Source organism: Flavobacterium sp. PMTSA4 (genome assembly GCF_032098525.1).
Classification (GTDB): domain Bacteria; phylum Bacteroidota; class Bacteroidia; order Flavobacteriales; family Flavobacteriaceae; genus Flavobacterium; species Flavobacterium capsici.
The window spans coordinates 2065573-2079594 of record NZ_CP134890.1 but is presented as its reverse complement, the minus strand read 5'-3'; the positions used below and the strand labels follow the sequence as shown (position 1 = coordinate 2079594).

At 36.6% G+C, this 14022-nt stretch carries 12 protein-coding genes; 3 read left to right on the top strand and 9 right to left on the bottom strand.

The genetic code is table 11. From position 1 onward, the window contains the following. Positions 1–34 precede the first annotated feature (34 nt). The gene (locus tag RN605_RS09485; protein WP_313324418.1) at positions 35–517 is read left to right on the top strand and encodes a CYTH domain-containing protein; all 483 of its coding nucleotides are present in this window, start codon (positions 35–37) and stop codon (positions 515–517) included. Here RN605_RS09485 and RN605_RS09480 read toward each other — a convergent pair. The 6 genes from RN605_RS09480 to RN605_RS09455 form a co-directional block, all read right to left on the bottom strand. Next, positions 504–1046 carry a septal ring lytic transglycosylase RlpA family protein gene (locus RN605_RS09480; protein WP_313324417.1) on the bottom strand — a complete coding sequence of 181 codons (543 nt, stop codon included), beginning with the start codon at positions 1044–1046 and terminating at the stop codon, positions 504–506. The genes RN605_RS09485 and RN605_RS09480 overlap by 14 nt on opposite strands. Positions 1047–1120: 74 nt before the next feature. Further along, positions 1121–1543, bottom strand: a complete 423-nt coding sequence (locus tag RN605_RS09475) for a hypothetical protein (protein WP_313324416.1) — start codon at positions 1541–1543, stop codon at positions 1121–1123. 75 nt (positions 1544–1618) lie between these two features. Further along, positions 1619–3262, bottom strand: a complete 1644-nt coding sequence (gene pgi / locus RN605_RS09470; protein ID WP_313324415.1) for a glucose-6-phosphate isomerase — start codon at positions 3260–3262, stop codon at positions 1619–1621. An 85-nt stretch (positions 3263–3347) separates the two neighbouring features. Next, positions 3348–4586: a M23 family metallopeptidase gene (locus RN605_RS09465; RefSeq protein ID WP_313324414.1), complete on the bottom strand. Its 1239-nt coding sequence runs from the start codon at positions 4584–4586 to the stop codon at positions 3348–3350. 9 nt (positions 4587–4595) lie between these two features. Further along, on the bottom strand, positions 4596–5519 hold the full coding sequence (locus RN605_RS09460) for a tryptophan 2,3-dioxygenase family protein (RefSeq protein ID WP_313324413.1): 924 nt from the start codon (positions 5517–5519) through the stop codon (positions 4596–4598). Continuing rightward, on the bottom strand, positions 5516–6295 hold the full coding sequence (locus RN605_RS09455; RefSeq protein ID WP_313324412.1) for a DUF3108 domain-containing protein: 780 nt from the start codon (positions 6293–6295) through the stop codon (positions 5516–5518). Before RN605_RS09455 ends, RN605_RS09460 begins: the two co-directional genes overlap by 4 nt. A 986-nt stretch (positions 6296–7281) precedes the next feature. On the opposite strand from RN605_RS09455, the gene RN605_RS09450 reads away from it, so the two are divergent. Together RN605_RS09450 and RN605_RS09445 are read left to right on the top strand one after the other, a co-directional pair. Then, the gene (locus RN605_RS09450; protein WP_313324411.1) at positions 7282–8214 is read left to right on the top strand and encodes a hypothetical protein; all 933 of its coding nucleotides are present in this window, start codon (positions 7282–7284) and stop codon (positions 8212–8214) included. 351 nt (positions 8215–8565) lie between these two features. After that, complete coding sequence (locus RN605_RS09445) at positions 8566–9114, top strand: PsbP-related protein (protein ID WP_313324410.1); 549 nt, start codon at positions 8566–8568, stop codon at positions 9112–9114. 671 nt (positions 9115–9785) lie between these two features. Here the strand turns inward: RN605_RS09445 and hppD are convergent. From hppD to RN605_RS09430, 3 genes are all read right to left on the bottom strand, one after another. Continuing rightward, a complete protein-coding gene (gene hppD, locus RN605_RS09440; protein WP_313324409.1) occupies positions 9786–10946 on the bottom strand; it encodes a 4-hydroxyphenylpyruvate dioxygenase in 1161 nt (386 codons plus the stop codon). A gap of 146 nt (positions 10947–11092) precedes the next feature. Next, entirely contained in the window at positions 11093–12247 is a 1155-nt protein-coding gene (locus RN605_RS09435; RefSeq protein WP_313324408.1) for a homogentisate 1,2-dioxygenase, read from the bottom strand. Between the two features lie 263 nt (positions 12248–12510). Beyond that, entirely contained in the window at positions 12511–13953 is a 1443-nt protein-coding gene (locus tag RN605_RS09430; protein WP_313324407.1) for an amino acid permease, read from the bottom strand. Between the last annotated feature and the right edge of the window lie 69 nt (positions 13954–14022).

The window sequence follows — 14022 nt, the reverse complement described above, 5'->3', positions numbered from 1 at the left end:
ATTTATAGTATATTTAGCTACTTAAAAATTTCAAATGATAGAAATAGAGCGAAAGTTTTTGGTGACTTCAAATGACTTTATAAACGAAGCTTTTTCTAAAAAAAGAATCGTTCAGGCATATTTATCTTCAAATCCGGAAAGAAGCGTTCGCATTAGAATAAAAGACGATCAAGGTTTTTTGACTATTAAAGGGAAAAGTTGCAGTAATGGAACCTCTCGATTGGAATGGGAAAAAGAAATTGAAGTTCAAGAAGCTGAAAAACTACTGACTATTTGTGAAAATGGAATGATAGATAAGATTAGATACGAAATTCAAGTTGGAGAACATGTTTTTGAAGTTGATATTTTTTCAGGAGAAAACGAAGGTTTAATCATTGCTGAAATCGAACTTGAACATGAAAATGAACCGTTTGAAAAGCCAATGTGGTTAGGCAAAGAAGTAACCAATGACAATCGGTATTACAACGTATATTTAACCCAGAAACCTTTTAAAACCTGGAGTTTTAATCTTCAATAATTTCTATAGTAACAGGAACAGTACCACGATTTTTGTTGTCTACTAAATCCATAAAAGCTTTGCGTGACAAATCAATTTCACGTGATTTAGCAAATGGTCCACGGTCATTTACTTTTACAATAACAAATCTGCCTGTTGTTTCACTAGTCACTTTAAGCATGGTTCCAAACGGAAGATTTTTGTGAGCAGCTGTATATTTATTATTATCAAAAATTTCTCCACTAGCGGTTCTTCTTCCATTAAATTTATTGTGATAATAGGAAGCATGCGCATTCTTTTTATGAAGTTTTAGTTTATTAAATTCTTGAGTTTTCTTAATAGAATCAAGTAGTTGAATAGCAACACTTTTTTCAGGAAGTTTAAGGCTATCTAACTTTTTTTCTTTAATAAACTTCTCGTTTTTTTTAACAGTTGGAATAGTAGTTTTGCCTTTATTTTTTTCTTTTTGCTGTGGATTTCCGTTAGTGAAAGACGAAATAGTAAACGCCAATACTAAAGAAAAAACAAGGAAGAGAATTTTATTGCGCATAGTTGTTTTATTTTTTTGTGAAGAAATACAAAAACCGTACCTCGATAAAAAAAGTCCTTTGCAGGACTTCTATTTTAGAACCAAAGACTCCACGGAATCCTGCTCAAGATAAGCAGTAAACCTATTCCGAAGAAGATGGTTATTTTTTTAAATTTAGCTTCACTGGTAGTTGCCTTTTTGTGTCTAGACCAACCAATTGTGATTATTGCAATAGCAATAATGTTAATTAATGGATGCTCTAATGAAGTTAACCTAATAGCTGCATCTTTCATGTTTCCTAAAGAATCGAAACCCAAAGGTGACACAAGGTATAATATCAAACCAACAACCAATTGAATATGAGTTCCAATCAAACCAAAGAGTGCAATTGCTCTATCTTTTGGAGTAAATTCTTTTTTTGAAGTCATACCGATAAGTGAATTAAGCACGGCAAAAACTAATAAGAATAAGGCTAAATAAGCCCAACCTGAATGGAATTTTTGAACAAACTGATACATAGTTAAAATATTTGAATCACAAATATAACGAAAAGGCATAAAAAAACGACAACCTAAGTTATCGTTTAATTGAATTTAATTATTCTTTAAAAAGTGTTTCAACAAAAAGGTTGTTGACGCATCATGCGGTTTTACCGTTTTAGTTTCTATTTCTTCAAGTATTGAATTGGCTAATTGCTTACCAAGTTCAACACCCCATTGATCATAACTAAATATATTCCAGATAACACCTTGTACAAAGATTTTGTGTTCGTATAATGCTATCAATGAACCTAATGACTTAGGCGTTAGTTTGTCTATAAGGATAGTATTGGTAGGTTTGTTTCCTTCAAATACCTTAAAAGGAAGTAAAAAATCAGCTTTGTCTCCCGTGATATTTTGTTTTTCAAACTCAGCTCTAACTTGAGCTTCTGTTTTACCATTTAGCAAGGCTTCAGTTTGTGCAAAAAAGTTTGACATTAGCTTATCATGATGGTCTTTGTTGCCATATAAAGGTTTTACATAGCCTATAAAGTCTGTCGGGATAAGCTTAGTACCTTGATGAATTAATTGGAAGAACGCATGTTGCGAATTGGTTCCTGGTTCGCCCCATATAATAGTACCAGTTTGGTAGTTGACCACTTTTCCATCGCGACCAACGCTTTTTCCATTGCTTTCCATGATTCCTTGTTGTAAATATGGTGCAAGTTTTTGAAGATATTGTGTATAAGGAATCAACGCTTCGCTTTCGGCTCCGTAAAAGTTATTGTACCAAATGCTCAACAACGCCAAAACTACGGGAATGTTCTCCGAGAAATCGGCTGATTTGAAATGAGTGTCCATTTCATGAGCTCCGTTTAATAGTGCATCAAAATTATCAAATCCTACTGCCAAACTGATAGATAAACCCACTGCACTCCAAAGCGAAAAACGACCACCAACCCAATCCCACATCGGGAAAATGTTGTTAGGGTTAATTCCGAATTCGGTTACTTTTTGAATATTAGTTGATACGGCAACAAAATGTTTTGCTACGTCTTCTTGCGATGCCGATTTCAAAAACCACTCACGAATAGTTTCAGCATTCGATAGGGTTTCCTGAGTGGTGAATGTCTTTGAAACAATCACAAACAAGGTAGTTTCAGGATTTATTTTCTTTATTACTTCGTTAACATGGTCGCCATCAACGTTGGAAACAAAGTGAACGTTCAAATGATTTTTATAGAACTGCAATGATTCCACCACCATAGCTGGTCCAAGGTCTGAACCACCAATACCAATGTTTACCACATCGGTAAATGCTTTGCCTGTAAATCCTTTCTTGGCACCCGAAACAACATCATTAGTAAATGTTTTTATGGATTCTTTTACCGCATATATTTCTGGAAGTACATTAACGCCATCAACCAATACCGTGTCGTTTTTTGTAGAACGCAAAGCCGTGTGAAGCACTGCTCTATTCTCGGTTTTATTGATAGCATCACCATCAAAATAGCTTGCAATGGCTTCTTTTAGTTTGCATTCTTCAGCCAATTCAACAAGCAGCTTCAGTGTAGTAGCGTCAATTCTGTTTTTAGAATAATCTACTAAAAAGTCGTTCCATTGAATGTGAAAGGTGGCTGCTCTGGATGCATCCTTTTTAAACAACTCTTGCATCGAGGTGTTTTTGGTTGCTTCAAAGTGTTCGGTTAGCTTTTTCCAAGCTGTTGTATGGGTTGGGTTTATTGCCGTTAATGCCATTGTTTCTTAATTTGAAAAACAAATTTACAAATAAAGAATCGTAACTAATAATAGAATATTTACGCTAACGTTATAGTTGGAAAAATTATTTCTTAACGATGGTTTTCGCAACACTGTCAAGCTCTTTTTTCAACGGAGCCATCTGTTTCATATAGGCTTCCTTGTAACGTGCTTCCATCGGAGTGGATGATGGTAGGTTTTGCTTCAAAGCGTCAACCTGAACGCCATTTTTCCAGAAACGGTAGCAAACATGCGGACCTGTAGCCAAACCGGTGCTTCCAACCTTTCCAATAACCTGACCTTGAGTAACCCGTTGTCCACGTTTTACCAAAATTTTTGACATGTGAAGGTATTGGGTTGAATAGGTTTTATCGTGTTTTACTTTTACAAAGTTTCCGTTTCCGGTGGTATATCCTGCTTGTTCAACTACGCCAGCAGCAGTCGACATAATTGGCGTACCGGTTGGAGCGGCATAATCGGTTCCGTTATGAGCTTTCCAACGTTTTTGAACCGGATGAAACCTGCTCTTAGTATACCGCGATGTTATGTTGATGAATTTCAAAGGTGCTTTCAAGAAGAAGTTCTTCAATGTTTTTCCTTCTTCGTCAAAGTATTGAAGCTTGCCCTTACTACCATCAGGTGAAAAAGGGAAGGCATAGATTTTCTTTCCTTTGTATTCAAAAAACGCTGCTTTCAAACTATCTACACCATCATAAACAGTGTCATTAATGAATCGTTCGGTGAAGGATAACGCAAACTCATCGCCTTTTTGAAGTTTAAAGAAGTCAATAGACCAAGCATAAATTTTTGCTATACGTGGTGCCAATGATGGGTCGACTTTTAAATTCTGAAGGGTTTCCGACAGCGAACCGTTTAACGCACCCGCAATCGTTCTTGATTTGAAGGTAAGCGGTCTTGTTTTTTTTGTAGCTGTTATCGAGTCGTTAAAATTAATGACATAATAACTCAGCTTATCAGGTTGATAAATAAAGTATAAGGCTTTGTGTGTTCGGTCTTTGCTTCTAAGGAAAGTATAGGGTTTACCTACGCGGATGCTTCTAACGTTAAAAGTATCTTTTACTTTGGCTACTATGTCGTAAACTTGATTTCCGTTGAGGTTTTGCTTGTCTAAAATGGTACCAAAAGTGTCCCCTTTTCTCACGGTGTCGTGCACGACGTTATAATCATTAAGGTTGAACCCAAAATCAATAACCCTAGGTTTAATGGTTACCACTTCAATTGGTTCCTCGTTGTCTTTTTTACAAGAAAATAATAGTAATGTAGTTGTTAGTAGTAAAAGTAGTCTTTGAACGGTTTTTAACATCAGTAAAATTTATAATCCTTCGCCCCAATTTTTTAATTCGTCTTCGCTCCACAATTCCGGGAAAAATATTCTGCGTTGGTATTTTGGGTGCATGTATTTTTTCCAATCACTTCCGCCAGTTGCTTCACCCGAACCATGACCACTTTCTATATATTTCTTTGCGGCGTTCAAATGTCCCATAACCCAGGTTACATTTACTGTGTAATCATAGTTACGCATGGCTTTCACTAGCTCAACATCCTTTTGGTCTTCTTCAGGAAGTTGTTTAAACTTTTGCAAAATGTTTATGGTGTTGTACTCTTCCATAAAACGAAGGAATTCGTCTTTGTACTTACGTTCAAATTCAAGTATCAAATACGATTTCTTACCTGTATGGTAGTCTTTGCCTGCAGCTTGCCAGTATAAATGTTCAAACGCATGCGAGTATGGCGTGTTTCTATCAATAGTAGCTCTAAATCGATAATCTATAAGGTTGATTAAATCGGTAGAAGAGAACTCAATCATTCTATATTGTGCACTCTGAAAACCACTGGCTGGCGTCAAAGTGTTTCTGAATTTCATATACTGTTCTACTTCCATTCCGTCGCCCATGATGTCAAACGATGTGGTTAGCATCTCAAAGTAACGGCTAATTCTTCGTAGTTTTTCGGTAAAGAAAGCAGTAGCAGGTTTATCCGTATGACACAATTGGTCTATTTCCCAAAGAATCATTTTAAACAACAATTCATTCACTTGGTGATACATTATAAACACCATTTCATCAGGAAGAACCGTTCTTTGAATCTGAAGATTCAATAAAGCATCGGTTTGTATATAATCCCAATAAGTTATCGGTTTAGACCATAAAAGTCCTTCTAAGTGGGTTTCAGTTTTTTGATTGATGGCATCAAATTTTTTCTCTAATGCATCAAGTGCGTCGTTGTATTGGTTCATTTAGTTTTAACTTTTATAACAAATGGGTTTTTTAATCCTTTGAACCCATCTAAATCTGCTTTTAAAGAACCGACAGCCAAACTAGCTTTAATTCTCAAAGGAAGTTTGTTGTCATCGTCAGATATCCAAACGGTTAGACTTTCTTCTTCTTTAAAAACTCTTCCCGATTGCACCAAAGGTCTAAAAATCATGGAAGGAACGGTCCCAAATTTAGTACTTAAATCTTCTTTACCGATGTATTTTAACTTAAACTTAAAAGTCTCATCGTCAAAAAACATATCCACTACAATAGATTCGCCTACCTTTAGAGTGTTAATGTCTGGATGGTTTCTTAGGAAATAAAAGGTTGATAATATGTCTTGCACGTTTTCGGTAACGGCAAACGTTTTTTCGGTTTTCTTCTTGTAGTCTTTTACCAAGACACTGTTTTTATCCTGATTAAAGAAACCCTCTTGGTTTTTAGTATAACCACCTTCATCTATTTTTCTAACAAACTGATAAGGCTGGTTTGTAATTTTATCAAAGTAGCTTTCATAAGTATCATCTACTTTAAAGAACCAACGACTCATACCAGTAGTATATCCTTTACCGATGGCATGGTATACTTTTTTATTTTCTTTTACGGCTTCTTTTACTTCAAGTGTTGCATATCCCGCCGTCACAATTCCATAATGGATTCGGAATTTAAACCATTCACCAACATCGTATGCTTCTGGTTTTTGGGAATCGAAACTTACAGAGATTACCACTAAAAATGCGACTATTAATTTTTTCATTATTACTTTTTTCTACTGTAAGTACAATATTTGTTCCAAAAGTATTAAAACAAAAAAACCCAGTCAAATTAATGACTGAGTTTTTATGCTATTAACCAACCAAAAAACTATAAATTATGAAAATTTACTTAAAAACTTTCGGGAACCACCCCGTTCGTTTTTGATGCCGCAAAAGTAATACAGGTTGTTATTAAATTCCAAACAAAAAACCATATTTAACACAAATTTAATAATGATAACATCTTTTTAAGACTCTTTTTTGAGGATTATTCAAAGAAATTAGCTTTTCATCGAAATACTTTTAGGGATTTTACCCTTGTAAACAACACTAATTTGGTGCACAAAGCCTCTAATTCATGCAAAAACTAGTGCATTTCATCGAATAATGGTGTTTCAGCTTTTAAAAATGAGGTTTAATTGTAGGCAACAATTTTTTATACATAATTTAACATTTAATGGTACTACTTAAGATGTCATTTATTTAAAAAATTTACGTACAAATATCATTTTCAAATCAATTTTTGCACTTAATCGGATTTATAAGTATTTTACCTAAAAGTTAACCAAGTTAGAAACACTTCCCATTAACTTTAATCAACGCATTTTCTTACTTATAAAAATTGAAAGACCTAAGAATAGGTCATGGAAGAGGCATGCTTTTAATGAAGAGTACAGTTTTTTAGAAGGAATAGAAAATAATTGAGGTTAAAATGCAGTTTTAAGAGAACGGAAGGGATATAAATTAAGTCTAATGCATAGTCTCCCAGAACGGAAAGGATATAAATTAAGTCTAATGTATGGTCTCCCAGAACGGAAAGGATATAAATTAAGTCTAATGTATGGTCTCCCAGAACGGAAAGGATATAAATTAAGTCTAATGCATGGTCTCACAGAACGGAAAGGACATGAATTAAGTCTAATGCATGGTCTCCCAGCGCAAAAAAAACAAACATAAATAAATATTAACCTTTTAATTTTAATTAATTATGCCAATTTCACGAAGATTACCTCAAAGCGATGCTGCACGCGACAAAGCATTAACCCAAGCCAAATCTAAAAACGACAGCATACCAGCTGCCAACCAATTTTTAACTGCGCCTACTATTTCACGACTTGATGTTATTCAACCCGACTACAAAGTGGCGTTGCAAAAGCGTGGAAACGCATTAGCGGCACAAGTTGGTGCAACTGCTGGAGTAGCGCAAACGTTTGTAAATGCCAGAACGTATGTCAGTCACTTTTTTCAAGTGTTTAATTTAGGAGTTGCACGAGGAAAATATACGCCACAGCAGCGCGCATTTTTTCAACTGGATGTCAGTAGCGATAGCGTTCCGCCGCTAACTAGTCATCAAGATTTGGCTCTATGGGGAGAACGCATTAATACGGGCGATGACGCGAGAGTAGGAGCTGGCGGATTGTCTATGGATAATCCTAGAACCTCAGAAGTGAATGCTGCTGTAGATGAATTTAATGCCAAAAACGCCAATCAAAGTAGCCTTAAAGACGAATACGACAACCAACAAGAAAACGTAGCCAACCTTCATGAAGAAGCCGACCGCGTGATTAAAAAAGTGTGGGATGAGGTAGATACGTTTTACAACGAAGAGGAGAACAGCAGCAAACGCAGAAAATGCCGCGAATGGGGTGTAATCTACATTAGCGATGTAGAACTTACGTTCAACTTGATGGCTATCGATGATACAACCAATATAGGCATAGACAATGCCACAATTTTATTAGTAGAAACCGGCACCACCGTAAGCACGCTTAATGGCGGCGCGGCAGTAGTAAAAAGCACCATAGTAGACGAGGCTACTTTCCGTTTCACGGATCCTAATTACAAACCGAAAGACATGCTGGTGGAACTATCAACAGGGGTAACTGTTTTTGACGTAACAGCAATGATGACGCCGCTGTAAAAAACAGAAAGGTTAGAGCAACCAATCGGATTGCAATAAAAATCAGCCAACCAATAGTAAAAAAAAGTATATTTGAAACTAATGTACACCCAAACCGCAACAACCTTTTTCTTTTGAAAGGGGTTGTTGATTGGGGTTGGAGAGAAAGCAAGTCAACACTCCGTCACATCGAGTGTTTTTGATAGCCCGTAGGGTTATTAAAAATGTATCGAGATGCAAGTGGAGTTCTCGATACAATTTTTGCTCCACTGCGTTCCACAAAAACCACTCGAACTGACGCGTGGTTGGAGGTTGGGGAAAGAATTTAAAGAACAACAGCAATAAATAGCAATAAAAACTAAAAAATTAAAAATGAGTAAAAAAAGAAGATTAGGAATGGTAATGCTAGGGTTAAGTATGATGGTATTGAGCTTTGGGTGTGCCAAAAAAGAAGTAAAAAAAGCAACCTTTCATTCAGAACATGGCGTAACAATTACCTATCCTGAGGACTGGGAAATCAAAAAGGAAGAACTACATGCAGGCATGCCGATATTGCTAATGAAAAATGATAACGCAAACGAAGAGGAGTTTAACAGCAATATCAATTTGAATATCATAAGCCACAAAGGCGAGGAGCTCGACTTTAATAAATTTATGCAAATCAATAAAAACTACCTCACGCTACACAACATTAAACTACAAGAAGAAGCCGCCGTTACCATTGATGGTCATCCGGCATACAAGTTGGTTTATCATATGGTTGACCAAGGCGATGCGTTAACCCTAGTGCAATATTTGCAGCTCTATGACGAAGTGGGTTACACCACAACCTTTGTGTGTTTGGATGAAAAATACGACGCCTTAAAAGAAGAGGCAATCGAAATTATGGAAGGGTTTCACTATGATTTTAATAAGAAGTAAACTAAGTGTTAGGGTCGTTTAAAAATATAAAATAGTATAATAATCAAAACCCGCCACTCCGTCACATCGAGTGTTTTTGATAGACCAAAGGTCTATTAAAAATGTATCGAGATGCAAGTTGGGTTCTCGATACACTTTTTGCTCCACTGCGTTACACAAAAACCACTCGAACTGACGCGCGGTTGGAGGTTGTTGATTGGGTTTGGAATGAATTGATAATAAAAGTTTAAATGTAAAGAAGAAATTAAAATCAATTAAATAATTTGTAGGCATGCAAAAATTAAAAAACAATTCAATTAAAATATTGATTGCGTTTGCTCTTTGGGTTTTCCTCTTATTAGTAACAGATAAATTAGATATTGTTACTGGATGGGTTTCAATAGTATTGATAGTAGCGTTTTGTATATTATTTTCGTGTGCTTTAGCAAATTTAATCTTGATTATAGTTTACAAAAGTGACGTAAAAAGTAAAATAGTTGCAACATTGATAAGCATTATCCCTATAATTGTGTTTTTGTATTATATCTCAGTCTTTTTTTCTATTGAATGTTAATGAGGCATAATCAAAATGGGAAAGAATAAATAATGGATTGTTAGAAAAATTATAAAACAAAAAAGCAACTTGAAACCAAGTTGCTTTTTTTATTGAATATGTAAAAACAAGTCGAAATCTACAATGTTCCGCGTAGGGCTTGTTCTCTTTCTATTGACTCAAATAAGGCTTTGAAGTTTCCAGCACCAAAACCACGAGCACCCATTCGTTGAATGATTTCAAAGAATAATGTTGGTCGGTCTTCTACTGGCTTCGTGAAGATTTGAAGCAGATAACCTTCGTCGTCCGCATCAATCATGATACCTAACTTTTGAAGCTCGTTGATATCTTCTTTAAACTTATCCATATGGTCTTTTAAACGCTCCGGAATGGCATCGTAGTACGCCTGCGGAGGTGTACTTAAAAACTCAACGCCACGAGAACGCATGTCGGCAACGGTAGTAATAATATCATCCGTAGCGACCGCTATGTGTTGCACGCCTGCACCTTCATAGAAGTCTAAGTATTCTTCTATCTGCGAGCGTTTCTTACCTTCGGCCGGTTCGTTAATTGGGAACTTAATGCGACCGTTTCCGTTACTCATCACCTTACTCATAAGCGCCGAGTATTCGGTAGTAATTTGCTTGTCGTCAAACGACAGGAAGTTGACAAAGCCCATGACATCTTCATACCATTTTACCCATACATTCATTTGGTTCCAACCAACATTGCCCACCATGTGGTCTACATATTTCAAACCAACCGGTGCCGGATTGTAATCTGACTTCCATTCTTTATAACCCGGCAGGAAAGCGCCGTTATAGTTCTTGCGTTCTACAAACATGTGCACAGTCTCGCCATAGGTATAGATTCCCGCACGAACTACTTCGCCATGCTCGTCGGTCTCCACGGTTGGTTCCATATAAACCTTGGCACCGCGCTTGGTAGTTTCTTCAAATGCCGAACGCGCATCTTCAACCCATAGGGCTACGATTTTAACACCGTCGCCATGTTTTTTAACGTGTTCGCCAATTGGTGAGTCACTGTTCAAAGCTGTGGTAAGCACCAAACGAATCTTGTCTTGCTTCAACACATAAGACGCACGGTCTTTCAACCCCGTTTCCAATCCTGCATAAGCAAACGATTGAAACCCGAAGGCGGTTTTGTAAAAGTGAGCCGCTTGCTTAGCGTTTCCCACATAGAATTCAACATAATCTGTTCCTAGCAATGGAAGGAAGTCTTGCGCTCCTTCAAATATTTTCTCGAGTCCATACTCGACTGATTTTATTTCGTTACTCATAATCTATTTTTTAGAAGAAAGAAGAAAGATAATAGAATATAGATACTTATTTTATTCGTTTTCTTTCTTGATTCTTAATTGTGTTTCATTTTTTGAACAATAGTTGTTCTTTTCTCTTTGTTCTTTGTTCTTTTTTCTATCAAGGCTTACAACCAGGACTGATAGTATTTATCATCGGCAATCTTCATGGCTTCTTCGGTTACCATCAATGGCTTGAAGGTATCGACCATTACTGCCAGTTCCTGAGTGTCTGTTTTTCCTATGCTTCTTTCGGTTGCTCCTGGGTGTGGTCCGTGAGGAATTCCAGCAGGATGCAACGAAATATGCCCAGCTTCAATGTCATTTCGACTCATAAAATCTCCGTCAACATAATAAAGCACTTCATCCGAATCGATGTTGCTGTGGTTATACGGCGCCGGAATAGATTGCGGATGATAATCGTACAATCTAGGCACAAACGAACACACCACGAAAGCATCGGTTTCAAAAGTTTGGTGCACTGGTGGCGGTTGATGAATGCGACCAGTTATAGGTTCGAAGTCGTGAATAGAAAAGGCATACGGATAATTGTAGCCATCATAACCCACAACGTCAAACGGATGTGAAGCATAAATCATATCGATAATTTCGTCTTTCTTTTTAATCTTGATAAGAAATTCACCGGTTTCATCATGCGTTTCGAGCTCCTCAGGACGTCGGATGTCGCGTTCGCAAAAAGGCGAGTGCTCCAGCAATTGTCCGAACCAGTTGCGGTAACGTTTTGGGGTATAAATAGGGCGATGCGACTCGACGATAAACAAACGATTGTCTTCGGTATCGAAGTCTATCTTGTAAATCATTCCACGTGGGATGATTAAATAGTCTCCGTATTTGAAATCGAGATTACCAAGCATGGTTCTTAATTTCCCAGAACCACGATGGATGAAAAGCATTTCATCAGAATCGGTATTTTTATAGAAATAGTCCGTCGTTGACTTCTTTGGCGCAGCCAAAACAATATGACAGTCGGAATTGGTTAAAACAATCTTTCTGCTTTCAAGGTAATCGTTCTCAGGTTTTACTTGGAAACCACGTAATCTATAGGATTGTATGTTATTGTTTTTAGCAATTTTAGGTGCTACAGAGTATTGGTTTTTAATTTCCTTGACCATAGTTGGACGGTGCACGTGATAGGAATTCGTGTACATACCATCAAAACCTATGGTGCCAAAAAGCTGCTCATAATACAAATCACCATTCGGCTTTCGGAATTGAGTGTGACGCTTTGGCGGAATCTGACCTAATTTGTGATATAAAGGCATTGTAATAAATGTGTTAATTAGACAATTGTTGTGTTAAGTGTGTCAATTGACTTAGATGAAGTTAGCCAGTTTGACTAATTTGCACATTTAATCCTTCATTCAGGATTTCTCTTGATGAGGTATTTTAAAAGTAATAATAATTCTTCCCAACTTTTCATCACTACAAATATCGGAAAAAATAAAAAGCTTTGAACAAGAATTACTAAAATAAAAAAAGAGCTAAACAACTTTAGCTCTTTAATTAGTATAATATAAACGATAGATTATTTGTTGAGTTTGCTGTTCTTTTTACCGTAAGCAAAATAAATAACAATACCTAAAGCCATCCAAACGATAAGTCGAATCCAGCTTTCTTGTGGTAAAGAATACATTAAGTAAAAACAAACTACTACTCCTGCTAAAGGAACAAAAGGTACCAACGGCGTTTTGAATGATCTTGGTGCATCTGGCATTTTCTTGCGCATAACCAATACGCCAATACAAACTAAAACGAATGCTAAAAGAGTTCCGATACTTACCATGTGACCTAAGTCGGATACTGGTACAAAACCAGCAAACAAACTTACGAACACTAGGAAGAAAAGGTTAGTTTTCCATGGCGTTCTGAACTTAGAATGGATTTCGCTGAAGAATTTAGGTAATAAACCATCGTTACTCATAGTATAGAACACACGGCTTTGTCCCATCAACATCACTAACATTACCGAAGTGTAACCCGCAAGAATAGCAACGATTAGACCTGTTTGTAAAAAAGTATAAGGAGTTGCTGCAAAAGCAGTAGCTGCAGGCTTAGCATCCCCAACAAATTGAGTATAAGGAACCAATCCAGTCATTACGTGAGCAAAAAGAACATATAAAATGGTACAGATTATCAAGGAACCAAGAATACCTATTGGCATACCTTTCTGAGGATTTTTAGCCTCTTGCGCAGCAGTTGATACTGCATCAAAACCAATAAAGGCAAAGAAAACAGTTCCAGCTCCAGCGGCAATTCCAGACCAACCGAACTCTCCTTTAACACCTGTATTTTCTGGAATGTAAGGATGGTAATTTGCTTCATTGATATAACTCCAGCCTAGAACAATAAATAAAATTACAACAGCAACTTTAAGAACCACAAGGAAGTTATTTATTCCAGCAGATTCTTTAGTTCCACGAATAAGCAATAAAGAAAGTAAAGACACAATGACAATTGCCGGTAAGTTTATTATTCCGCCTTCAATGACAGTTCCGTCACCAAGCTTTAGCGTTTCCCATGGAGAACAAATTAAGTCTGGCGGCAAATGAATCCCGAACTTGTTTAATAATTCTAGGAAATATCTCGACCAGCTAACACCTACTGTTGCAGCACCAAGCGCATATTCTAATACTAAATCCCAACCTATAATCCATGCCATGAATTCTCCCATTGTAGCATAGGAATAAGTATAAGCACTACCTGCCACAGGAATCATTGAGGCAAATTCAGCATAACAAAGTCCGGCAAAAGCACAGCCAACGGCTGCTAAAACGAAAGATAAAGTAACTGCTGGTCCAGCATGTTCTGCAGCAGCAATTCCAGTTAATGAAAACAAACCTGCACCGATGATTGCTCCAATTCCTAAGGCAATCAGTGATGTAGAGGATAAAGTTCTTTTTAATCCTTTTTCTGATTCGGTTGCTTCTGATAATAAAACGTCTAATGATTTTCTATTCCAAATTGACATATTGTGGTTTTTATAGTTAAAGTTAAAGTTTCAAATATAGTTTTTTAAGTTTAAAATTTAGAATTATTC